At 47.2% G+C, this 23,028-nt stretch carries 21 protein-coding genes; 2 read left to right on the top strand and 19 right to left on the bottom strand.

Annotated features, from left to right (window positions below; translation table 11 throughout):
- Positions 1 to 38 precede the first annotated feature (38 nt).
- From IY568_RS17110 to yceD, 17 genes are all read right to left on the bottom strand, one after another.
- The gene (locus IY568_RS17110; RefSeq protein ID WP_194868205.1) at positions 39 to 1,049 is read right to left on the bottom strand and encodes a substrate-binding domain-containing protein; all 1,011 of its coding nucleotides are present in this window, start codon (positions 1,047 to 1,049) and stop codon (positions 39 to 41) included.
- A 154-nt stretch (positions 1,050 to 1,203) separates the two neighbouring features.
- Entirely contained in the window at positions 1,204 to 1,617 is a 414-nt protein-coding gene (locus tag IY568_RS17105) for a hypothetical protein (RefSeq protein WP_010382100.1), read from the bottom strand.
- An 86-nt stretch (positions 1,618 to 1,703) separates the two neighbouring features.
- The gene (locus IY568_RS17100) at positions 1,704 to 1,913 is read right to left on the bottom strand and encodes a hypothetical protein (protein WP_125561846.1); all 210 of its coding nucleotides are present in this window, start codon (positions 1,911 to 1,913) and stop codon (positions 1,704 to 1,706) included.
- 40 nt (positions 1,914 to 1,953) lie between these two features.
- A complete protein-coding gene (locus tag IY568_RS17095) occupies positions 1,954 to 2,892 on the bottom strand; it encodes an ornithine cyclodeaminase family protein (protein ID WP_125561849.1) in 939 nt (312 codons plus the stop codon).
- Positions 2,893 to 2,902: 10 nt separating this feature from the next.
- Entirely contained in the window at positions 2,903 to 3,979 is a 1,077-nt protein-coding gene (locus tag IY568_RS17090) for a M24 family metallopeptidase (protein WP_194868204.1), read from the bottom strand.
- Positions 3,976 to 5,004: a proline racemase family protein gene (locus IY568_RS17085; RefSeq protein ID WP_194868203.1), complete on the bottom strand. Its 1,029-nt coding sequence runs from the start codon at positions 5,002 to 5,004 to the stop codon at positions 3,976 to 3,978. Before IY568_RS17085 ends, IY568_RS17090 begins: the two co-directional genes overlap by 4 nt.
- Positions 5,005 to 5,061: 57 nt before the next feature.
- On the bottom strand, positions 5,062 to 8,067 hold the full coding sequence (locus IY568_RS17080) for a TonB-dependent receptor (RefSeq protein ID WP_125561854.1): 3,006 nt from the start codon (positions 8,065 to 8,067) through the stop codon (positions 5,062 to 5,064).
- Positions 8,068 to 8,309: 242 nt separating this feature from the next.
- On the bottom strand, positions 8,310 to 10,172 hold the full coding sequence (locus IY568_RS17075; RefSeq protein ID WP_194868202.1) for a DUF885 domain-containing protein: 1,863 nt from the start codon (positions 10,170 to 10,172) through the stop codon (positions 8,310 to 8,312).
- Positions 10,173 to 10,289: 117 nt separating this feature from the next.
- Positions 10,290 to 11,300, bottom strand: coding sequence for an endolytic transglycosylase MltG (mltG, locus tag IY568_RS17070; RefSeq protein ID WP_323744758.1), 1,011 nt, complete (start codon positions 11,298 to 11,300; stop codon positions 10,290 to 10,292).
- Complete coding sequence (gene pabC / locus IY568_RS17065; RefSeq protein WP_194868200.1) at positions 11,300 to 12,067, bottom strand: aminodeoxychorismate lyase; 768 nt, start codon at positions 12,065 to 12,067, stop codon at positions 11,300 to 11,302. The genes mltG and pabC overlap by 1 nt, the downstream gene beginning before the upstream one ends.
- A gap of 114 nt (positions 12,068 to 12,181) precedes the next feature.
- Positions 12,182 to 13,420 (bottom strand): beta-ketoacyl-ACP synthase II, encoded by a 1,239-nt coding sequence (fabF, locus tag IY568_RS17060; RefSeq protein WP_138537717.1) that lies wholly within the window; start codon positions 13,418 to 13,420, stop codon positions 12,182 to 12,184.
- 83 nt (positions 13,421 to 13,503) lie between these two features.
- A complete protein-coding gene (acpP, locus tag IY568_RS17055; RefSeq protein ID WP_010374019.1) occupies positions 13,504 to 13,740 on the bottom strand; it encodes an acyl carrier protein in 237 nt (78 codons plus the stop codon).
- Positions 13,741 to 13,949: 209 nt separating this feature from the next.
- Positions 13,950 to 14,696, bottom strand: coding sequence for a 3-oxoacyl-ACP reductase FabG (gene fabG, locus IY568_RS17050; RefSeq protein ID WP_125561862.1), 747 nt, complete (start codon positions 14,694 to 14,696; stop codon positions 13,950 to 13,952).
- A gap of 15 nt (positions 14,697 to 14,711) precedes the next feature.
- Entirely contained in the window at positions 14,712 to 15,638 is a 927-nt protein-coding gene (gene fabD, locus IY568_RS17045) for an ACP S-malonyltransferase (protein ID WP_138537715.1), read from the bottom strand.
- 59 nt (positions 15,639 to 15,697) lie between these two features.
- A complete protein-coding gene (plsX, locus tag IY568_RS17040) occupies positions 15,698 to 16,741 on the bottom strand; it encodes a phosphate acyltransferase PlsX (RefSeq protein ID WP_125561866.1) in 1,044 nt (347 codons plus the stop codon).
- An 11-nt stretch (positions 16,742 to 16,752) separates the two neighbouring features.
- Entirely contained in the window at positions 16,753 to 16,923 is a 171-nt protein-coding gene (rpmF, locus tag IY568_RS17035) for a 50S ribosomal protein L32 (protein ID WP_010382129.1), read from the bottom strand.
- Between the two features lie 11 nt (positions 16,924 to 16,934).
- Positions 16,935 to 17,459 carry a 23S rRNA accumulation protein YceD gene (yceD, locus tag IY568_RS17030; RefSeq protein ID WP_125561868.1) on the bottom strand — a complete coding sequence of 175 codons (525 nt, stop codon included), beginning with the start codon at positions 17,457 to 17,459 and terminating at the stop codon, positions 16,935 to 16,937.
- Positions 17,460 to 17,579: 120 nt separating this feature from the next.
- Here yceD and IY568_RS17025 point away from each other — a divergent pair, with 120 nt between their 5' ends.
- Complete coding sequence (locus IY568_RS17025) at positions 17,580 to 18,167, top strand: Maf family protein (RefSeq protein ID WP_125561870.1); 588 nt, start codon at positions 17,580 to 17,582, stop codon at positions 18,165 to 18,167.
- Here IY568_RS17025 and IY568_RS17020 read toward each other — a convergent pair.
- Both IY568_RS17020 and rluC read right to left on the bottom strand, forming a co-directional pair.
- Positions 18,129 to 18,797, bottom strand: coding sequence for an HAD-IA family hydrolase (locus IY568_RS17020; protein WP_125561872.1), 669 nt, complete (start codon positions 18,795 to 18,797; stop codon positions 18,129 to 18,131). The genes IY568_RS17025 and IY568_RS17020 overlap by 39 nt on opposite strands.
- Positions 18,787 to 19,749 carry a 23S rRNA pseudouridine(955/2504/2580) synthase RluC gene (gene rluC, locus IY568_RS17015; protein WP_125561874.1) on the bottom strand — a complete coding sequence of 321 codons (963 nt, stop codon included), beginning with the start codon at positions 19,747 to 19,749 and terminating at the stop codon, positions 18,787 to 18,789. Before rluC ends, IY568_RS17020 begins: the two co-directional genes overlap by 11 nt.
- 509 nt (positions 19,750 to 20,258) lie before the next feature.
- Between rluC and rne the strand changes: the two genes are divergently transcribed.
- Positions 20,259 to 23,012, top strand: coding sequence for a ribonuclease E (gene rne / locus IY568_RS17010; protein WP_228553416.1), 2,754 nt, complete (start codon positions 20,259 to 20,261; stop codon positions 23,010 to 23,012).
- The last annotated feature ends 16 nt before the right edge of the window (positions 23,013 to 23,028 follow it).

The raw sequence follows: 23,028 nt of genomic DNA, 5'->3' as shown, positions 1-23,028 counted from the left end.
ATGTTTATTCGATTATTTTAGTACCACTAAGGCAAATATCAATGGTTGGTCGTACAAGTTTCCGAATTTCCCTTATTGCAATAATGAAAATCCAAAAAATAGTGAGATTGAGCAGGTTCCCTGCCCTGCGTAATAAATTGATGCAAAAGCTCAGCACCGAGACGCCCCATTTCAAAGGGTTTTTGTCCGATGTTCGTCACTGATAACCCTCTTTGCAGCGCCTTTAGCTGACTATTTTCAGTATCGGCGGAAATAATCACCCGCTTCCCATCAGCAATAAGAGATTTGAACTGTGCCATGCGAGTGATGTAATCAGGATTAAACTGCGCAAACCCGGCAACAGCAAGAAAAATAGGGGGGTCGGGATATTTCATCATAGTGACAAGCTGATCCAATGCATCAGCCCGTCTGCCAAACGTAAACAACGGACAGCGATAGTGTTCAATCCACCCATTTTCACCCGACAGTCTTTTCGTGCTTTGACCGGACAATGCATAGCGCACCCCCGCAATGCGTTGGTTCAGGTTTGGTGTCGTCTGGTGTCCTGATTGCAGGCATATATACTGCTGTGGTTCGATTTTAAAACGCTTTGCTTCTTCACCCAGCGCTTTACCGAAGTCAAAATTATTGGTACCTACATATGCGAGTCGGTAGGCTGCATGCTTCGAAAGCAGATCGGAGTCAAAAGTGATAACGGGGATGGCATGTTTTGCTGCCAATTTGAGTGCGCCATCGACAAGGAATTGAGAATCCGTGGTTGAAATAAGTAATCCGTCAATGCCCTTTCGGATCAGCTCTTTGACGATCAACACTTGTGTTCTGACGTCCTGATAATCATCCGCACCATCGTAAATGCAATGCACATTTGGGTGGTCCCGGGCAAAGCGCTGGCAGCCTTTATGAGATTGCTGATAAAAGCTGTCATTTTTAGTTTTGCCCACAACGGCGATATTGACAGGCTCCTGCACTTCGGTGGCAGCATAAACCAGACCTTGCCAGCACAACAAGATAATCAACAGAAGTGAAAACGGAGCAATCCGGATGAGCATGCCAGTGCCTGGTGCAGTAACTAACGACTTGTTAATAGTTTAACCAAATCGCTCTAAAAAACAACAACCTTTGGAATCCAGCCAGCTCCTGAGCGGGTGATAAATCAGAGTAAGATCTGAGTATCAAAGGCCCGCTTTTACCTCTGACACAGTGTTACTTGCAGCTGAATGCTAACGTGATTTGATAAGGTTCGCCCATTGAATCTTCTGCAATACCACCGCCAATGCTCATAGCTGCACCCACATCATCAACGGCATTTTCACCCAAAATCCACATCGCCGTGCCGGCTGCTTCCACTGCTGTTGCGATATTACGCTTTTGCAAATATTCCTGCTCAGGCATTGACCCCATGTAGGTAATATCCTCATTTTGTATATAAGCGTGACCACGCTCTTGCTCATCGCAATAATGGTTTGCCTGTTCCAGTGCTTCCTTACCTGCCGCCTCTCTGGTTTCTGCGGTCAAGTTCACATAGTGCTTACCATCCGCAGAAGGACGGACGTTATTGTGATGCGCGCAGCCGCTTGCGAATACGGCGACCAAAGAGAATGCGATCCAGTTTTTCATAATCTTTACCCTGACTGTGTTTATTTTATTCGGGTAAAGTGTATAAAGTCTTTGCGTACCTTTCAGTGAGAGAGTGTTTGAAAGTGTTAAACCAGCACAATACCATGATTGTCAGCCAACACCTGACATTGCTGGCCTGACTTAAATCGTTCAACCAAAATCGGATCATACAGCAAGGTATCGCTCATTGATTGTCCACCGTATTGATAGGTCACCAGTATATGCGCCTGATGGCAAATCAGCGGATTAAGCAATCGTTTATCATTGACAACCACCAGCTCAATGATTGGACACATACGACAACGTTGTTTATTCCTCCTTGTAAATTTCCACACCTCAGCTTAGCTCCAGCACCAGTTTCGCGGCCAGCAAATCACTGAGCGCTGTACCAACTGACTTAAACAGCGTAATTTCACTGTCATTAAGCCTCAGAAAACAGTTTTTCCGAGCCATGTCGGCCAGCTCTCCTGCTACCTGATCTGCACTAAACACCCCTTCCGCAATTGGGATAAGCAACTCACCAGCCTCATTCAGAACATTGGTTTTACTGTCAACATATACCCGGCTGGCAAGCAATGTCGCGGTATCAATCTCTCGTGCATCTTTATGATGATTACCAATCAGATCTATATGCGTCCCCGGACTCAACCAACGCCCGTCAAACAGCGGAGTGTGACAGCCCGTCGCAGTACAAATTACATCTGCTGAACCTATTAGCCCAGCATTACTCTGGCCGAGCACAAAGTTAACCTCAGGAAAGGCCTGTGTCAGAGTCGCTTTCAGAGTTGCTCCTTTGTCCGGGTTACGGGCAACCAGCGTCACTTTCTCGTAATTTCTCACCGCCAGATGGGCACGCACCATATAAGGAGCCAGATTCCCTGCACCAAACATCACCAGGTGCCTCGCGTCTTCTCTGGCTAAATAAGACGCCGCAAGTGCAGAAACAGCAGCCGTGCGCCATAACGTCACCTGAGTGCCATCCACCAGCGCCAAAGGTTCACCATGCTTACGACCAAACAGCATTATTTTTGAATACAAACTGGCTTTGCCATGTGCTTCATTACCCGGGAAGTAGGTAAAAGCCTTAACACCTATCACTGCGTCATTCCATGCTGGCAACACAGCAAATGCGTCATGATTAGTGGCCTGAGCGTCCAGCTCGAAGACGCTGCGCCTGGGCATAGTATGCGTACTAGCAAACCCCCGCTGCAGCGCAGCAATCAAAGTGGGAAAACTCAGCGCCTGTTGCACCTGCGCTCGCTCTATCATTTTCATAGTGCTTCCTTTATAACTCAAAATCTTGTGGGGCATGCGTCAACAACTCATAGCCAGAGTGCGTGATCACAATATCTTCTTCCAGTCGTACGCCACCAACGTCCGGAATATAAATCCCGGGCTCAATGGTGATCACATTGCCTGGTTCCAGGCGGTAATCAACGCCCGGTTTGATGAAGGGCTGTTCATGCAGAAAAAGTCCGAGACCATGTCCCAGCCCTTCTCCTGCATACTGAGCAAAATCACTGTTCATCATGACCGCATGCGCAGCCGCATTGAGAGCCTGACAATCTTCACCTGCACATGCTCTAGCCAATGCTGCCTGCTGGGCGCTTTGCACCGTATCAAATATGCTGCGTTGCTCCGCGCTTGGTTTACCGTAAACATACGTGCGTGTCATATCAGAACGATAGCCGCCAACAACAGCCCCAAAATCTATCAGGATCAAATCACCATGTTGAAGCTTCTGTGTCGAGGGGTTGCCATGAGGCAAAGCGCTGCGAGGGCCAAATAAGAGAATAGTGTCAAAAGAAACCCCCTCAGACCCCAATTTTTGCATACGATAATCCAGCTCAAGGGCCAAGTCGCGCTCACTGATCCCTTCTTTAACGAGTTGCAAGGTGTCCGCCAGTGCCTGATCAGCGATTTGAGCGGCATGACGAATGCAGGAAATTTCCTGGTCAGTTTTCACTTGTCGTAATTGCTCAATAAAACCTGTGCAAGGGGTTAATACACGACCAGAAAGCTCGCGGCTGATCTCTTGCCACTGACCTACATCAATGTGTGCAGCATCGAAAGCCAGTGCCTTAAGCTCTGCGGATAAGCGACTCAGGCAGTGACCCAGGCTTTCAGTATCTCTGTGTCTCAATATGACTTCGGCCTGCTGCGCTTCAGCCTGCGCACGCTCATAGTAGCGGTAATCTGTGATCAGCTGGCATTGCTCATGGCTGATCAACAACGTTGCTGCGTGCCCGCTAAACCCGCACAAGTAACGGATATTTTCGTAGCCGAATACCACCATGCCCTGGTGCCCAGATGACTTCAGCAAATTGCGTATTTGAGTTTGTCGTTGTAGATACTGATTCATCGTAGAATAAACCCTTGTTGAATTGGATCGTTGGGATCCAGCCAAAATGTATGTTCCGCGGTGACATACGCTTCGCCTGTCACTTTTGGTCGCACCGCATCCCGACCACCATACTGACAAACCGCATCGATACTGACATCAAATCCGGATGCTAGGATCCCTTCAATATGGATAGTCTCGTCCCAGCCAAGCGCTCCCCGCGCAGCCAGCAATGCGGCTCTGCCGCTTACACCTGTGCCTGTGGGGCTGCGATCCAGCGAGCCATCGGCAAAAATGCACACGTGACGGCTATGGCAATGCGCTCCGCTCACCTGTGAATTGGAATAGAACACAACGCCATATAAGAAACCCAACGACACGTCTTCAGGGTGTTCAAGTTGAACCTTGCCTGCTAATGCGCGTTTTATTTTCCTGCCCAGACAAATGATCTCTTCGCTATTTTGCAGGCTCAGAGCCAGATCGAGTTGATCGGCGTCGACATACGCATAATAAGCACCACCAAATGCAATATCACAGTACACAGTGCGCATTCCGGCCAGTGTTACCGGCACATTCAGCTGACAAACGAAAGACGCAACGTTGTAAAATCCCACCTGTTTTTTGTCGCCAGAATAAAATGCGCAGATCTGCCCCGCAGGCGTATCCATCTTCAACTGTTGCTCACCCATTGCCTCTGAGCTCTGGGTTCTTACCAGCTCAGTCAGTGCAATCACCGCATGACCACACATGGTGGAATACCCCTCATTGTGCATAAACAAGACACCAAAGGCGCTGTCTGTACGCTGCGGTTCAGTCAGCAACGCACCATACATATCTGCATGTCCGCGTGGCTCAAACATCAGCATTTTGCGCATGTCTTCATAGCGCGTCAGGCAATACAAGCGTTTGTCGACCATGTTATTCCCTTTCGGCTCAGGCAAACCTGAGGTAATAATACGCAGCGGTTCGCCAGCCGTGTGCATATCCAATGCTGTTACTCGTGTCCAGTGTTGTGGCATCTGACACCGTCTAAAATCTAGTTTCATCACTTCTCCATAAAGAAAAGCCGGGCACGAAGCCCGACTGACCAGGGAAACAAACGATCAAAAAGTAAAACGAGCAACCAGGGAAATGTAGCGCTCCTCCTGACGGCGGGTCACCAGACCATAGTCTGGATTGAGTTCCAGTTCCTGACCTTCTACTGAGCTATTTCGTGTTCTCGTTTCAGTGATGTCCAACGCAGCATCGTTATTCAGCAGGTTGTATACTGTGGCTTTGAGCATCAAATCATGACCTGAAATTTCAGTGTTGTAAGTCATGGATAAATCGATGTTGGTCAACCAAGGTAAGGTGTCAATGCTGCCTCGCGGCGCCGCGCTGCCGTTCTCATCATAATGACTAACATGACCGTAATCACGGCTCACACACGCATCCCAGGGGCTGCCGTTCTTACAGCTATCAACATTTCGGGGATGCAGGGATAAATAATTGGTCGGGCGACCTGAAATGGCACGAGCAACCATACCCAGTGTCAACTCGTCAGTCAGTTCATACGCACCGGCAAATTTAAACGCATGGCGGTGATCATTAGGCAAATTGCCGTAACCATTATCCATTAAATCGGCATAATCATAAGACGTTGTCCAACCTGGATCCGCCTGGTTATTGTCGGTTTTAACCAATCCCTCGGTGTTCCCATAGCTATGGGACCAGGTATAAGATGAGTTGATCCTCAAACGATCTGTGATGCTGCCTTCAAGCGTAAACTCCAGCGCCAGATACTTACGCTTAGCTTGTTGTAACGCCAGTTCCTCTGCGCTCAGGCTAATTTCATCAACCTGGCCATCGCCGTCAAAGTCGTAACTCATGGTAATGGCTTCGCCCGGGTTATTCAGCACATAGTAGGAACTTTGCCCAACATTGTCTGTAATTCCCATTTCAGCCAACTTTTTAGCTAGCACCGGACCTACATCAGTATCTTCTACGCTGCGTCCCAAATCCCTGTAGATTGCACGAATACCAAGCGCCATATCGCCGAACACTTCTTGCTGGTAGCCCAAAGTGAATTCATCTGAGTACATGGGCTTTAGGCTTGATGAAGCAATCAATCCGGGTTCCGTAATACCGCGTTGACGCCAGTAACGATCACGCAACTGTGCCCCTCGGCTTGGAGAGCCATCTGCCCCCAGTACAGGTTGCCCATTGGCATCCACTTCGTCCAATGCATAATACTCAAACCATTCAATGGAAGAAGACCCCTGTGTTACGTTCATATTGACTGAGACGGGCTGAAAATAACGACCATAAGTTGCAAAGATTTTTGCGCTACCATCACCATGTAAGTCATAAATAGCCTGCAGCCGCGGTGCAAACTGATCTTTCATATCAACGAAAGCACGCCCATCAGAGACCGTGTTTTCAAATTCGCTGTATCTGAAGCCCAAATTCAGTACCAGATTATCCGTCGCCTGCCAGCTATCATTTACATAGAATGCCAATGCAGTTGAATCAGAATCCACTTCTCTGGTGCGCACCCGGCGCTCAATGTAATCCGTGCCTTGTGGCGCACCAGAAATATCGTCTTCTGACGCGGTTAAGATAGTCCACCACCCCTGTGCCTCACCTAAGCCATTTTGACCTTCATAATAGTCAACCGTAATCTTGCTGTAATCCAGACCAAATGACACAGAGTGCATTTCAAGATCCCAGGTAAAGTCGAGTTTAAACTGGTCGCGCACAAACTCTTCTTCTGTGACACTGCTCGCGGTATGAGACGACACCGTGACAAAGCCATCGCGCTCATCCCACACACCAGGCTCTGTGGATGCCACTACATTTTCGACATTTTCCGATACCCGACCCAATACAGCAGAGACTGAGAAAAAGTCATTGATATAACCGTTGTAATTAAGACTGTATACTTTGCCGCCGTCTTCGCCGGGGGCAGCAACACCACGTTGCTCTCCTATTACATTGGTTTCCCAGTCATATCCATAGGATGTGGTATCCCAAGTCCGTTTGTTGTTCATCGCTGAAAAACCCACAGAGTGGTCTTCACTGATAAACCAATCTAACTTAGCAAACCAGCGATCTTCTTCTCGATCACGGTCGTTGTAGACTGTTTGTCTTGCCCAGGTATGGTTTTCTCTGCGTGGCGCAAGTAATCCATAAAAGAACAACGAGTCTTCAATCAACGCGCCGCTGGTCCACACCTGAATTTCCTTAAAGGATTCGTCTGACTGCTGGGTATTGGTGTCATAACCCACAACACCATTACTCTGGTAAATAGAGTCATGCTGATCTCGCAGACTATTCGGGTCATAGCGCATTTCGACACCCAATTTGAAATCGTTATCACCGGATTTAGAAACTGCATTCACAATCCCACCGAGTGCGCCTCCAAATTCAGGGCTGACACCCCCTGTTTTAACCTGAGTTTGCGCAATTGCTTCCCAGGGCAAACGAATAGACCCCAAACCGGTGCGAATACTGGTGACATTCAAACCATTAAAATAATAGCCATTTTCAGCAGACGAAGAGCCGCCAAAGCTAGATGCACCTTTAAAGTCTGAACCTCCGGGTTCTGCAGTGCCAGGAGCCAGCAATGCAATACTTTCAAAACCAGTATTAACGGGCATGGCTTTGATTTCTTCATCTGTGTAAGTGACACCCGCTGTTGATGAAGCCATATCAACCCGACGAATGGCGGTACCCGACACAGCGATACGCTCAATATCTGTGGCACCCACACGATAAAGTTGTGCATCCAATAGTACTGACTGGCCGATGTTTACCTGAACCAGCTCTTCCATGACCGACTCAAAACCATCTTTGCTAATCGTTACCTGATACTGACCAACAGGCAGGTTACGCAGGATATATTCGCCCTGAGCGTTGGTTGTTGTGCTGAAGGTCAACCCCTTCGCTTTATGTGTAAACACCAGTTCGACTTCGTTAAGCTCACTGCCCTGCCCACTGACAATATTACCTCTAACCAGACTATTTCCGTCCGCTGCAAGCACAGGCACCGCGCTCCCTAACGCAAGCGCTATAGCACTCGCAGCCAGAGTATGACGGATCGCCTGCGTATTCTTTTTATTGTTACGCATTTCTAATTCCTGTTGAGTTCCCATTGATGATTTGTCTGTATCAGACCTATTCACCCTACAATGAATTTATATTGTATACAATATTTTTTATTCATTTATTGTGCTATCAGCAATGAAAGTAACGATCAGAAGCAAAGAAGTAATACGATGGAGTAGCCGGAATTAAAAAACAGAAGTGAAATTAGGATTAACCTATTCAGGCTGAATGAAGGGATAAAAAAGGTGGCTGCGCCACCTTTTCTTTAACTTTGTGATGCCACCCAGCGGTCAACATCATCTTCTACGATGGCCAGTGGCCTTGCGCCCTTAAGCAAAATGACATCATGGAAGGCTTTGACATCAAACTTATCACCCAGCGCCTTGCGTGCTTTATCACGCAATTCAACGAGTTTGATCATACCTAGTTTGTAACCAAGCGCCTGTCCGGGCCAAGCTATATAGCGGTCAATGGCCGATGTTACATCGCTCATTGCCGAGCCCGTTGCCTCTGCAAAGTACTCTATCGCCTGCTGACGCGTCCACTTTTTATAGTGCAGACCCGTATCAACCACCAGGCGCGCAGCGCGATAGGCTTCGGCCTGCAAGCGACCCAGGTCACCGAACGGATCGCCTTCATACATGCCCATTTCATACGCGACGAGTTCAGAATACAGAGCCCAGCCCTCGATATAACCATTAAATGAAGCGTTCTGACGCATCAGACCTATGTCTGTTTGCAGCATGTTCAGGGCAATTTGGAAGTGGTGACCAGGAACCGCCTCGTGATAGGTCAGCGTTTTCATACCAAAGCTGGGCACTGCCTTCATATCTTTGAGGTTGATGGCAAACACGCCCGGACGGCTGCCATCCAAAGAAGGGGCGCTGTAGTAACCACCTGGTGCACCGGCTTCAACTTCTTTGGGTATACGACGCACCTCGACTTCTTGGGGTGGTAACGTCGAGAAATACTGCGGCGCTTTTTTATTGATGGTCTCAATTTCACCCCGTAAAAAGGTTAACAAGGCTTCTCTGCCTGCATCACTGTCCTCGTACAGAAAGCGAGGCTCATCGTTGAGCTGCTTCATACGATCACCCACGGAGCCTGTCGTATAGCCATTTTCGCGCAGGATCTGATCCATCCGCTCTGTGATCCGTTTTACTTCGGCAAGACCAATATCATGGATCTGCTGCGCGCTGAGGTCTGAGTCAGCCAGATACGTAATTTCATGCTGGTAGAAAGCTTCACCACCAGGTTGAGCCCAAATCCCGACTTTCTCAGGTGCTTTTTCTTGCAGTACTTCCAGATCAGCAATCACACGGCGATAAGCAGGATAAATCTGCTCATTTACCAGCGCAGTCGCCTTTGTGACAAGCTGAGTACGTTGCTCGGCAGACACCGATGTCAGCACTGACAATTTCTGCTCGAACGAAGTGACCAACGGGTGCTTATCACTTGCATGCGCGATAAAGTTATTCAGATAACCAAAGGTATTCGGAAACAATACTTTGGGTAGAATAATGCCCTTTTCAGCATCACCTGCTAACTTGCCTCGAACCTGCTCTGTAAGTGTTGCAAACGCTTCTAGCCTGCCTAGGTAGTTTTGTGCATCCTGCAGGTTTTCAACGCTGTGTTGATCTTTAAGTAGGTTAGGAATATCCACCAGGGGTCCGGAAAGCTGGTTAACGATATAAGGTAGATGCCCGCCCCAAGTGTCGATATAACCACCACTAAATTGTGCGTCACCAGCATAGTAACGCGCCAGTACTTCGTTCACACGCAGGTGCAGGCGATCATCTTCGCTCATTTTGTGTGATTGTAGTTGCTTTAATTTTTCCGCGGCGTTATTCATATCGATTTGCAGTGCCTGCATACCAGATGCTGAATAGTCAGGTAACCTGTCGGCGTAACTACCGTATTGCTCTGCGGGCAACTTTAACGAAGTGGCCAGTGCAGGCTGATGATTAATAAAAGTTTGCGTATATGCATTAACTTGCTTGTCGATATCGGTACGTGACAATGATGCAGCAGTAGAGGGCGCAGCATCAGTCTGATTGACCCGGCTATCCTGAGCACAACCCGACAAAGCGATCGCTACGGCGAGCGTGAGCGCGTTCAACTTATTCATTTACAGAGCTCCAGTTTTTATTCTGCGTGTAGTGTTATGATGCTGGTATACCATATTTGTCTACAATATACAGCCGCTTGAGACCAGAGTTTAAAGCACTCACTTATTTTCAACCACTTAGCCATTTTGTTTATTCAAGATGTAGCGCTTCACCGCCTGGTTATGCTCTTTTAATGACTTTGAGAAATAGTGACTGCCATCACCTTTGGAGACAAAGTAAAGATAGTCGGTCTGTGCGGGCTGAGTTGCCGCTTTAATGGCATCAAATGACGGCATTGCGATAGGCGTTGGAGGTAAGCCTTTAATTCTGTATGTATTATATGGCGTATATTCACGTAAGTGACGACGCTTAATATCTCCGTCAAAGCTATCTCCCAGGCCATATATCACTGTTGGATCAGTTTGCAATCGCATTTTACGGTTCAATCGGTTTACAAAAACAGACGCAATCACTGGGCGCTCCTGTGCTTTACCCGTTTCTTTCTCAATAATGGACGCCAGGATCAATGCTTCATAGGCTGAATTGATAGGCAGATCCTGCGCTCGTTGTTGCCAGGCCAAGGTCAGCTGTGTTTGCATACGTTCACTGGCGTGTTTGAGCAAAGTAGATGCTTTATTGTAGGCATGATAATGATAGGTTTCGGGATACAGCCAGCCTTCCGGGTGAAAATCTGCGGCACCAAAAACCTCCTCTATCTCACCCCAAAAGTGCCGGGCCAGATTCGTTTCGTTCAAGTCAAAATCGATAAATGGTGCTGCTTTGAGATTTGCCAATACTTGCTTAAAGGTTTGCCCTTCTATGATTGTAAACATAAAGTCGGCCTGTGCGCCTGTGGTTAACTTTGACAGCGCGTCAAGCACACTCAGGCCTTGTAATTCGTAGACACCAGCCTTAACGTTAACCCGCTCAGGAAACATTTTCCCATACACTTGGTAAGGCAGACAGCGCTCAATCCAGTGCGCTTGTTGCCAACGCTGGCAAATTGCCACAAAGGTGTCACCCCGTTTAACCTCAAAATAGCGCGTATTACTCAACAGGGGCGCATTGCTAAGCTGCGATATATACTGTGTGGCTGTCAGCATAAGAACAACCAACCCAAGCAAAAAAATTAATATCAGTTTTTTCATCATGCTTTAACAACAAGCTCCGAGGCCAATGCTTGAGCTTTACTCAGACTAAATTGCTGGTGATCTATCTGACGCACTGGCACAAGGCCCATCAGGCTGTTACATAGATAAACGGCATCAGCGGCATAGACAAAAGCTAAGTCCATCGAGGCCGTTTCTATGGGGTTGTACATTTGCAGGCTCGAGAGAAAAACGCCCTGTATGCCACAATGAGACAAGTCCGGGGTATACCAGCGTTTATCTTTACAGATCAGAATATTAGCGGCAGAGCTTTCAATCACTTCTCCCTGAAGATCCATGACCAGAACATCATCAGCTTGTTTGGTGGCGGCATTTTGTTTAATCAGCACCTGCTCAAGGCGATTCAGCGTTTTTAATCCGGCTAACAGAGGTTGGTGGCCCAGACGCACATCAGATAGGGCAAGACTCACACCCTTTACACGCCAGTTTTCATAATGGGCTGGATAAGCCGATGAAGATAATAAAGTAGTTAACTGCGGCTCATCGGGTAACCCATAGCCTCTGCCGCCCTCACCTCGGGTGATCACTACCTTAAGCACACCATCATTTATCTCCCTGGCAGCGATTTCACAATGTTCTGACAACGTATTCAGGTCAAGCACAGGAAAGTACAGTGCACTTGCACATTGCTTAAGGCGCTGTAAGTGTCCTTCCCACCTATCCAGCTTGCCTTCACACACTCGGACTGTTGTAAAAAAGCCATCACCATAATTCAATCCCCGATCCCGGCTGTTTACCTGATGCATTACGCTTTACCACCTCTGCAATATTAGCCTAACTTTATCATATTCATGGCTGAGACAGCGTCAAAAAGGCATAAAAAAACCCGGCACTGCCGGGCTTTTATGATTGATCAACTATCAGACTTTCTTGAATAGTAAAGAGCCATTTGTTCCGCCGAACCCAAATGAGTTACATAGCGCATAGTCCAACTTAGCATCACGTGCTGTATGTGGCACATAATCTAAGTCACACCCTTCGTCTGGATTATCCAGGTTGATAGTCGGTGTCACTTTTTGGTGCTGTAGTGACAAAATACTAATAATAGACTCAACAGAGCCTGCAGCCCCCAATAAGTGGCCCATCATTGATTTAGACGAGCTTACCATCACCTCTTTTGCAGCATCACCGAAAACAGACTTAACCGCTGAGGTTTCTGCTTTGTCACCCGCCGATGTAGACGTGCCATGAGCATTGATGTAGCCAACTTGTTGGGCATTGACACCCGCATCTTGTAAGGCATTTTCCATCGCCAATGCAGCACCAGCACCGTCTTCAGGCGGCGATGTCATGTGGTATGCATCACCACTCATGCCAAAACCAACAAGTTCAGCATAAATCTTAGCGCCACGCGCCTTAGCATGCTCATACTCTTCCAGTACAATCACACCTGCACCGTCAGCCAGCACAAAACCGTCACGATCTTTATCCCAAGGACGAGACGCAGCTTGAGGGTCATCATTACGTGTTGACAGGGCTCGGGCCGCACTAAAGCCACCCATACCAATTGGCGTTGATGCTTTCTCAGCACCACCGGCAACCATAGCATCTGCATCACCATAGGCAATCATGCGTGCCGCATGGCCAATATTATGCAAACCTGTAGTACATGCCGTAACGATAGAGATATTAGGACCTCTCAGACCGTGCATAATCGACAAATGACCCGATATCATATTGATAATGGTCGAAGGTACGTAAAATGGAGACAGTTTTCGTGGACCACTGTTAAGCAACTTAACATGGTTTTCTTCAATCAGTGTCAGGCCCCCGATCCCAGAACCCACAGCAACACCAACACGATTGGCATTGTCTTCTGTGATTTCCAATCCGGAATCTTTAAGCGCCTGTACGCCCGCAGCAATGCCGTACTGAATGAACAAGTCCATTTTCTTGGCGTCTTTCTTTGACATGAATTGAGTCTCGTCAAAATCATTGACCAGACCCGCAAATTTAGTACCGAACTGAGTAGTGTCAAAGTGTGTGATATTGCGAATACCACTTCGGCCTTCTAACAAGCCCTGCCAGGTTGACTCAACGTCATTACCTAACGGCGTCAACATACCTAAGCCAGTTACTACGACTCGACGTTTAGCCACGGTTTCCTCCAAAAGGGATTTTCGAAATGATGGGGGGTACAAAGAATCAGGGCAGCGAACGCTGCCCTAATTTAAACCGTTAATTACTCAGCGTGAGCAGTAACGTAGTCGATCGCTGCCTGAACAGTAGTGATTTTCTCAGCTTCTTCGTCAGGGATCTCAGTATCGAACTCTTCTTCAAGAGCCATTACCAGCTCAACAGTGTCAAGAGAATCAGCACCCAGATCGTCTACGAAAGACGCTTCTGATTTTACTTCTTCTTCTTTAACACCTAGTTGCTCAACGATGATTTTTTTTACGCGTTCTTGGATGTCGCTCATTCTTCTTTCCTTTATTTAAACGCTATCGCGTTAATTTCAGATTGCGGCGTAGTTTACGGCGCATCATACTGTGATTCAAGGATTGACCATGACTTTTTTTTCTGGTCAAACCTGTTACTAAATATTTTTTACTTTTATCGCCTATTTTACTAGCAATTTCAAGTAAGATTGCCGCAAGATCACAAAAACTTCAATCTCGCTGACAATTGTTACACCATGTACATAGCGCCGTTTACGTGCAAAGTTTCACCAGAAACATAGGCTCCAGCATCTGATGCGAGGTAAACTGCCGCTGCTGCGATCTCTTCTGGCTTACCAAGACGTCCTGCCGGCACGTTCGCGAGCGTTGCCGCTTTTTGCTCGTCAGTTAGCTCATCAGTCATGTCAGTTTGGATAAAACCAGGTGCGATCACATTCACAGTAATACCGCGTGATGCAACTTCACGAGCCATCGACTTCGAGAACCCAATAACGCCCGCTTTAGCAGCAGCATAGTTTGTCTGACCAGCGTTACCCATAGTGCCAACTACTGAGCCAATATTGATGATACGACCTGATTTTTTCTTCATCATAGGACGCAAAACAGCCTTAGACAAACGGAAAATTGAGCTCAGGTTGGTATCAAGAATGTCATCCCATTCTTGCTCTTTCATGCGCATCAACAGGTTATCACGGGTAATACCGGCATTGTTTACCAGCACATCTACATCACCTAGGTCTTGCTTAATCGCCTGCAGTGTTGCTTCAATTGAGTCTGCGTCGGTTACATTTAATTTGTACCCTTTACCATTGTCACCCAGATACTCAGAAATTTTATCTGCACCAGACTCACTAGTTGCAGTACCAGCTACTTTTGCACCCTGTGCTACCATCGCGTTAGCGATTGCTTTACCAATGCCTCGGCTTGCGCCCGTGACAAGTACAACTTTACCTGTCAAATCAAATAGGTTTGTCATATATAATTCCGTCATTTATTTTGCAGACGTGATTGCAGCCGCATCATTGACGGCGCTGCACGCTACAGATTTATCAATTCGCTTGGCCAGCCCAGTTAGTACTTTACCCGGACCAAATTCGTAAGCCTGTGTGATCCCCTCTTTCGCCAATTGCTGAACAGTTTCGGTCCAACGAACCGGGCTGTATAACTGACGAACAAGTGCATCTTTAATTGCTTCACCACTTTGCTGCTGCGCAACATCAACATTATTGATGACAGGGAAAACCGGCGCGGCGAATTCAATCTCTGCCAAATCTGCTGCCAGTTGCTGTGCCGCTGGCTTCATCAGCGCACAGTGAGAAGGTACACTCACAGCCAATGGTAAGGCGCGTTTAGCTCCGGCTTCTTTACAAGCTGCAGATGCTCGCTCAACCGCTTCTTTATGGCCTGCAATGACCACCTGCCCCGGTGAATTGTAATTAACCGGAGCTACCACTTGCTGTTCAGCCTGCTCTTCACAGATTGTCGCAATGACATCATCGTCCAGGCCTATAATTGCCGCCATAGACCCTGTGCCCGCCGGCACTGCCTGTTGCATGTACAGGCCGCGTTTCTCTACCAACTTAACAGCCGTGGCCAGATCAAGCACACCTGCACATACCAACGCTGAATATTCACCCAGACTGTGGCCTGCCAATACCAGCTCAGCGTCGACCTGCTCAGTCTGCCATTGACGGAAAATCGCGACACTGGCAGTCAGCAATGCTGGCTGAGTGCGGTGTGTTTCGTTTAATTCGCTTTCGGGGCCATCTAATACCAATTTAACTAAGTCGTATCCCAGCGCAGCAGAAGCTTCTGCAAACGTATCCTGAACAACTTGGGAGGTTTCTAGTAATTCCGCCAGCATACCAACGCTCTGAGAGCCCTGGCCTGGGAATAGTAAAGCAATCTTTTGTGACATAGTGTGCTCTTTTGATTTCTATATCCTGCCGTTTCCTAAGCAACACTATTTGGATGAAACTAGGATCTGGCAGATGTCTCTTCAATCGGCGCCATTTCTTCAAAGGTCGCCTGGATCTTATCTGGAATACGTCTGTCGATCTCTCTGGCCGCTTCTTCGATAGCAGCCATAAATGCCTTCTTCGACGCATTTCCGTGACTTTTCACTACAATACCGCGCAATCCTACCAGACTTGCGCCATTATACTGGTCGGGGTTCACACGTTTATACAGTTTTTTTATGACGGGTCTAAGTAAAAACGCCAAACAACGGTAAAAAAGATGCTTTTTCAACGCTTTTGTAAACTTAAACATGATAAGTTTGGCGATCCCTTCACAAGTTTTCAACGCAACATTGCCAACGAACCCTTCACAGACAATGACGTCTGACTTGCCCGAAAATATATCACTGCCCTCACAATAACCCTGATAATTAATCACTGGACAGTCCTGCATTAATTTAGCAGCTTGTTTGATACCATCATGCCCTTTGATGTCTTCCAATCCAATGTTGAGCAAATGTACTTTGGGCCTGTCAATCTTAAGCGCTGCGCCCGCTACAATGGATCCCATAATAGAGAACTGCAATAAAGTCTCAGGATCACATTGCACATTAGCACCTAAATCTAACAAGTATACGGGTTGTTTCTTTTCTGTTGGTACGGACGTGATAAGGGCTGGCCGTTTGATGCCCGGCAGCATTTTCAATACATAATGGGCCATACTGAGCAATGCGCCTGTGTTACCCGAGCTAACGCAGGCTTGTGCTTGCCCGGCTTTTACTAGATCAAGTGCAACGCGCATAGAAGAATTGCGTTTATTTCGCAGCGCCTGAGCAGGCTCGCATGTATTGGTGACGACTTCATCGCAATGTTTAACAATTAGACGTGGATGAGACAGCGCATTGGCTTTTTCCAGTGCACTTTCAAGAACGGTACGGTTGCCACATAGCAACAGTATCAAACGGGGGTGTTTTTCTACCGCTTCGATTGCGGCGGGTATTGATGAACGGGGGCCGTAATCGCCCCCCATCATATCTAACGCTATGGTTAGATCAGCGTGCATAAAGCAATCTCTTACTTAGAAATTACTTTTTCGCCTTTGTAGTAACCGTCAGCAGTTACGTGGTGACGACGGTGAGTCTCACCAGAAACTTGATCTACAGTTAGTGTAGGACCGTTAATAGCATCGTGTGAACGACGCATGCCACGACGTGAACGTGACACTTTACTTTTTTGTACCGCCATTAGCCTATCTCCTAAGAATCTTTCTTAAGTTGTTTTAAAATTTCAAATGGATTTGGTTTGCTCTCTTGTTCTTCTATGTCACCAAAGCTAACTGGCTTATCAGAAAAAGAACAAGATCCTTCTTCATGCTTAGGAACGATGGGGATCGCCAGTATCAATTCATCTTCGACAATTTGCCGGAGATTAATTTCACCTTCTTCATCCAACTCCACAACATCATAGCACTCAGGAAGTTCGTCCGACTCTGCACCTAATCCGACTGGCGAATACGCAAAGTCTTGTTCCAAATCCAACCCTAGTTTATCGTTGCAACGTTGACACAACACTGTGACTTTGGCTTGTACGCTTCCACGCACTACAACCAAACCTTGCTGGTCTGTTTCGCAACGAATAGTTACCGCTATTTCACCTACTTGATCTTGCACAACTTGCTGCAAACGAGAAAGTTCTTCAAGCGCTATAACACCGTCATAACTGGCCCGGCGCTGTGCCGCTTTGCAAGGATCAATGGTGATGGGAATTTTCACCTTTTGCATAGGGGCTGCATCATATAGATAGTTACTGCTTTAGTCAAAGCAAAATTAAACTTTCATATTGTTTTTAGCCACGTTGCGATTATCCTATAGGAAATTTTCTCCAACGCGGTCCCGGTATTTATGAAATCACCACTAATCTTAGCCTCCAGCTCACCATTTAGGCAGCAAATTTTGGCAAAATTATGCCTGCAATTTGACAGTTTTTCGCCTGACATTGATGAATCGGCACATCCAAAAGAAACACCTGCCGAACTGGTTGCCCGATTAAGTGAAGCCAAAGCGCAAACAGCGCACCAGTATTATAGCAGTGGATTGGTGATCGGCTCAGATCAGGTCGCTCTATTTAATGACCAAATCCTTGGTAAGCCTCACACCGTCGAAAATGCCCACAAGCAGCTTCAACAATTCAGTGGTCAGGTTGTGACTTTTCTGACCGGGCTGTCTGTCTATCAGCTTGAAACACAGCGAGTCATCACGAAAGTCGTACCATTTAAAGTCCACTTTCGGACGCTAAGCGAGGCACAGATCAAACACTATGTTGCCAAAGAGCAACCACTCAATTGTGCGGGCAGTTTTAAAAGTGAAGGGCTGGGTATTTGCCTATTTGATAAACTTGAAGGAGAAGATCCCAATACCCTGATTGGTCTTCCCCTGATTGAGCTGACTAAATCACTGGCTGAGTTCGGCGTCGACGTACTCGGACAATAAAAACTCACTCAACTGCGCATAACTATGGCACAAGGCCAGTGGTGCATACTCTCTTAATTGCGCTTCACTGGCTGCACCAAATGTCACTGCGACAGCGGGTACGTTTGCATTGGTGGCAAGTTGCATATCAATGCCAGTGTCACCCACCATGATTGCATCACAGGCATTTACCGCAAGCTCGGTTAGGATCTGCTGCAACATCTCAGGGTCGGGTTTTGACTTTGCATCATCAGCTGTTTTAGTCAGGCAAAAATAGTGACCCAGGCCACTATGTGCCAACAAGTTGTTTAACCCTACCCGGCTTTTCCCGGTTGCAACTGCAAGCAAAACACCTTGTGCTTTCAAACTAGCCAACAATGCTTCGACCCCTTCAAACACGGCAATGGGTGTTGTGTCTTCCTTATATAGTCTTTTATAGCTCTTTGCTAGCTCGGCGGCTTTTTCTTTTTGTTCGGGAAACAAAGTTGCCACAGCCGTTTCGAGCGACAAGCCAATGATGGATTTGGCTGCATCATCCGAAATAGGAGGCAGTGCATGGTATTGTGCAACCTTATGTAAGGTATTCACAATTTTGGGCACAGTGTCCATTACTGTGCCATCCCAATCAAAAATGACCAATTTACGCGCCATTATTGCCTCTCAGAGTTTTCAGGCAATGCTCCAGAGCTTTGTCCAACGGTGCCTCAACGTGCAGTGTGGTTTCGTGTTTAGGGTGAATAAACCTCAGCTCCCGAGCATGCAGGAATAACCGACCCAGGCCTAATTGGCGCATTTTACTGTCAAACACCTGATCACCATACTTATCATCACAGGCAATTGGGTGGCCTTTACATTGCGTGTGCACCCGAATTTGGTGAGTACGACCCGTTACCGGTGACGCCTGGACCAGTGTTGCGCCTTCAAAACGCTCTAGCACGCGAAATCGGGTATGAGAGGCTTTGCCTTCTTCATGGTCCACACGTACCACGCGCTCGCCAGATTGCAGCGTATTTTTCCGCAGCGGCTCGGTGACATTTTTATGTTTTGCAGACCACTCTCCACAAACCAATGCCCAGTAGTTTTTTTCCATGGTTTTTTCTCTGAGCTGTTCGTGCAACCCTTTTAGAATTGCACGACGCTTTGAAATCAACAAACAACCAGAGGTATCACGGTCTAATCGATGCACCAACTCGAGATTTCTTTCATCCGGACGCAATGCACGGATGGCCTCTATTAGCCCATAGCTCAAGCCACTGCCACCATGAACCGCCATGCCGGAAGGCTTATTCATAACTATCAGATACTTATCCTCATAAAGGATGGCATCTTCAAGCCCCGCGACCTTGTCCAGGTTCTTTGGTACGAACTCGGACTTTTCCGCCACTTTAACCGGTGGAATGCGTACTTCATCATTCAGTTGTAGTTTGTAAACTGGCTTAACCCGCTTTTTGTTAACCCTGACCTCCCCTTTGCGAAGAATTTTGTAGATTGCGCTTTTCGGTACCCCTTTAAGATGGGTAAGCAAAAAGTTATCTATACGCTGACCGAGTTGGTCTTCCGTTATGGTTACAAAACTTACCTTTAAGCCGGTTTTTTCTGACATTGCCTAATCACTGAATTGAGTAATAATTTAGTTGCTATCACGCGGGTATTAGTGGGATAATCGGCCCGCCTATCTTTGCGAGCGTGCTTTTTATCGCATTGATGCCGCTGTGATGCACATCTTGGGTGGAGGATCATACAGATTAGAGCTGAGATTTCCATAGCTTTATCGACCCGACCCAGTGACAAATACGTGCGTTTAATCTTAAATGAAGCGTGTAATAGTTCATTGTATTGATTAAACACAGCTAAATAACCGAAATTAAAAGCAATAATTATTAATGTCTTGTGTAGATTAGTCGGGTTAGATTTAGACCCGTGCGACATCCGTAAGCTGAGTGAAACACTCTGTAACCCGCCACTTAAAAGCAGTGTGGCATAAGCGTTATATGCGGAAGTAAATGATTGTTCCCGTCTCCCAGTCGTGAGACTGCATTATAAAAATAGGAACACTAAACACCTGAACTAAGGTGCACAGGCAAAGTGTAAAAAATTAAGTAGAGTAAAAATATGAAACGTATGCTGATCAATGCGACGCAGCAAGAAGAAATGCGCGTTGCACTGGTTGACGGCCAGCGTCTGTACGATCTTGATATCGAAAGCCCTGGTCATGAACAAAAAAAAGCCAACATTTACAAAGGTAAAATCACTCGTATAGAACCTTCCCTAGAAGCCGCTTTTGTCGATTATGGTGCTGAGCGCCACGGTTTCCTCCCTCTTAAAGAAATTGCCAAAACATACTTCCCATCAGGCTACACCTTCAATGGTCGTCCAAACATCAAAGATGTGATCAAAGAAGGCCAGGAAGTCATTGTTCAGGTCGATAAAGAGGAACGAGGCCAGAAAGGGGCAGCACTAACGACTTTCATCAGTGTCGCTGGTAGCTACTTAGTATTGATGCCAAACAACCCACGTGCTGGCGGTATTTCTCGCCGCATCGAGGGTGATGAGCGCATCGAGCTGAAAGAAGCGCTGAGCCGCCTGAATCTACCAAAAGGTATGGGTCTAATCGTCCGTACAGCAGGTGTTGGTAAGTCTTTTGAAGAATTAGAGTATGACCTTAAAGCGCTGCTTGTGCATTGGGAAGCTATCCAAAATGCAGCAGACAGCGGTAAGGCACCTTTCTTAATTCATCAGGAAAGTAACGTTATTTTCCGTGCTATCCGAGATTACTTACGTCGCGATATCGGTGAAATACTGATTGATAAAGCACGTGTATTTGAAGAAGCGAAAGCCCATATTGAGCGTTTCAGACCTGACTTCATTAACCGCGTTAAGCTGTATCAAAATGATGTTCCGTTATTCACACACTATCAAATCGAAAGTCAGATAGAATCTGCTTTCCAGCGTGAGGTACGTCTTCCTTCAGGTGGTTCTATCGTTATCGACCCAACTGAAGCACTGACCTCTATCGATATCAACTCGTCAAAAGCAACCAAAGGCGGTGATATCGAAGAAACAGCATTAAATACCAACTTAGAAGCCGCAGACGAAATTGCCCGCCAATTACGTTTACGTGACCTGGGTGGCCTGATAGTCATCGATTTCATTGATATGACACCTCCTCGTCACCAACGTGAAGTGGAAAATCGTCTGAAAGACGCCGTACGCGCAGATCGTGCTCGAGTTCAAATCGGCAAGATTTCACGTTTCGGCTTGCTGGAAATGTCTCGTCAGCGTCTGCGCCCGTCATTAGGTGAAGCCAGCCAGCATACGTGTCCACGCTGTGATGGTCAGGGCACCATACGTTCAAACGAATCGATTGCTTTGTCCATCTTACGTTTGATCGAAGAAGAGGCCATCAAAGAGAACACCGCTCAGGTTAATGCACAAGTACCGGTAAAAGTGGGCTCTTACCTGCTTAACGAAAAGCGCCGGGCTGTTCAGCGCATCGAAAAACGCCACAACTGTGATGTAGTGATCATTCCTAACCAGCACATGGAAACGCCTCACTATGACGTTGTGCGTCTGCGCAAAGATGATGTGCCGGAAAGCGTCAGCTATGATCAGGTTGTTACACCTGAAGTTGAAGTTGTAGCCGCACCAATTGCCACACCAGTGGTTAAAGAAGAACCGGTTCTGAAAGGCGTAGCCATGCCAACAGCGCCAGCTCCAGCACCACAACCAGCGCAAGAGACAAAACAACCTCAGGCACAAAAGAAAGTGGAAGAGGAAGCGGGCCTGCTAAGCCGCATTGGCAAATGGCTGAAAGGTCTGTTTGGTACTGAGGAAGAGCAAAAAGAGGAAGAGCAGCCTAAGCAACAGCCTCGCCAACGTCAGGATAACCGCCGTCGCAATCAGCAGCGTCGTAAAAATCGCAATCGTAATGACCGTCGTAACGATGGTCGTAATGATGGCCGTAACGATGAACGCAATGACAACCGTAAGGCTGAGCAAGACAACAGCGATAATAAGGCACGTAAAGAAGATCAAAACGACAATCAGGAACGCAGCGAAGGTCGTAACAAGCGCCGTCGTCAAAACCAACGTCGTCGTAATGATTCTGATAAAGCGAAGCAAAATACAGAGCAAAGTTCTGAACAGAAGCAGGATAATGCTGAACAAGCAACGCAAGAAAAAGCGAACAAACCTCGCCGCCAACGTCGTAACCTGAAGAAAAAGGTGCGCATTGAGGGAGAATCAAAAACGACTCAAACTGCTAATGAAGTAGTTGAAGTTGAAGCTGAAACTGTAAACGATTCAAAGCAAAAGCAAGTGCAACAGCCTGCTACAGAGCAAAAAGCGGAAACAGTCACAAAAGAAGTGACCCAACAAGCTGTGGAAGCTCAAGTACCTGCGTCTGATGCCCCTGCGGATGAAGAGGTCAAGCTTCCTCAGAATCAAGCTCAGGACAGCCAAAAAGGTGAAGAAACAGCGGAAGAAGACAAAGAGCAACGCGAACAGCCGCGCACTCGCTCTCGTCGCTCTCCACGTCACCTGAGAGCAGCTGGCCAGAAACGCAAACGTACTGAGAATAAAGATGCAACACCTGCATTTGTACCAGTCGCGGATCAGGCTGCTGCGGAGTTTGAAGCTGAGCTCAATGCCACAGCTGAGCAAGCAGAGGAAGCACCTGCTGCTAAGCAAGCCGTAGAAGCACCTGCTGCTGAACAAGTTGTAGAAGCGCCTGCCGCCGAGCAAGTTGTAGAAGCGCCTCTCAAAATCAACGCATTTGTATTACTTGAATCATTGAGAGTTAGGTTGACACGCTTTGACACAGGTTGGATCGGAAAAACCCCCCTTACTTTCGAGGGGTTTTTCTAAGCTTTAAAGAAAACAC

The sequence above is a fragment of the Pseudoalteromonas sp. PPB1 genome, from assembly GCF_015356275.1.
In the GTDB taxonomy this organism is placed as follows: Bacteria; Pseudomonadota; Gammaproteobacteria; order Enterobacterales; family Alteromonadaceae; genus Pseudoalteromonas; species Pseudoalteromonas rubra_D.
The sequence above is the reverse complement of the archived record's forward strand: the minus strand, read 5'-3'. Positions and strand labels throughout refer to the sequence as shown.

Bases quoted from the DNA above. Each gene is read 5' to 3' on its own strand.
- IY568_RS17020 (WP_125561872.1), bottom strand. From the start codon at position 18,797: ATGGCGCGTAAATTGGTCATTTTTGATTGGGATGGCACAGTAATGGAC.
- IY568_RS17100 (WP_125561846.1), bottom strand. From the start codon at position 1,913: ATGTGTCCAATCATTGAGCTGGTGGTTGTCAATGATAAACGATTGCTT.
- acpP (WP_010374019.1), bottom strand. From the start codon at position 13,740: ATGAGCGACATCCAAGAACGCGTAAAAAAAATCATCGTTGAGCAACTA.
- fabG (WP_125561862.1), bottom strand. From the start codon at position 14,696: ATGACAAACCTATTTGATTTGACAGGTAAAGTTGTACTTGTCACGGGC.
- fabD (WP_138537715.1), bottom strand. From the start codon at position 15,638: ATGTCACAAAAGATTGCTTTACTATTCCCAGGCCAGGGCTCTCAGAGC.
- IY568_RS17085 (WP_194868203.1), bottom strand. From the start codon at position 5,004: ATGAAACTAGATTTTAGACGGTGTCAGATGCCACAACACTGGACACGA.
- IY568_RS17090 (WP_194868204.1), bottom strand. From the start codon at position 3,979: ATGAATCAGTATCTACAACGACAAACTCAAATACGCAATTTGCTGAAG.
- yceD (WP_125561868.1), bottom strand. From the start codon at position 17,459: ATGCAAAAGGTGAAAATTCCCATCACCATTGATCCTTGCAAAGCGGCA.
- IY568_RS17025 (WP_125561870.1), top strand. From the start codon at position 17,580: ATGAAATCACCACTAATCTTAGCCTCCAGCTCACCATTTAGGCAGCAA.
- pabC (WP_194868200.1), bottom strand. From the start codon at position 12,067: ATGCATCAGGTAAACAGCCGGGATCGGGGATTGAATTATGGTGATGGC.
- mltG (WP_323744758.1), bottom strand. From the start codon at position 11,300: ATGAAAAAACTGATATTAATTTTTTTGCTTGGGTTGGTTGTTCTTATG.
- rne (WP_228553416.1), top strand. From the start codon at position 20,259: ATGAAACGTATGCTGATCAATGCGACGCAGCAAGAAGAAATGCGCGTT.
- IY568_RS17095 (WP_125561849.1), bottom strand. From the start codon at position 2,892: ATGAAAATGATAGAGCGAGCGCAGGTGCAACAGGCGCTGAGTTTTCCC.
- rluC (WP_125561874.1), bottom strand. From the start codon at position 19,749: ATGTCAGAAAAAACCGGCTTAAAGGTAAGTTTTGTAACCATAACGGAA.
- rpmF (WP_010382129.1), bottom strand. From the start codon at position 16,923: ATGGCGGTACAAAAAAGTAAAGTGTCACGTTCACGTCGTGGCATGCGT.
- IY568_RS17110 (WP_194868205.1), bottom strand. From the start codon at position 1,049: ATGCTCATCCGGATTGCTCCGTTTTCACTTCTGTTGATTATCTTGTTG.
- IY568_RS17105 (WP_010382100.1), bottom strand. From the start codon at position 1,617: ATGAAAAACTGGATCGCATTCTCTTTGGTCGCCGTATTCGCAAGCGGC.
- IY568_RS17075 (WP_194868202.1), bottom strand. From the start codon at position 10,172: ATGAATAAGTTGAACGCGCTCACGCTCGCCGTAGCGATCGCTTTGTCG.
- plsX (WP_125561866.1), bottom strand. From the start codon at position 16,741: ATGCACGCTGATCTAACCATAGCGTTAGATATGATGGGGGGCGATTAC.
- IY568_RS17080 (WP_125561854.1), bottom strand. From the start codon at position 8,067: ATGCGTAACAATAAAAAGAATACGCAGGCGATCCGTCATACTCTGGCT.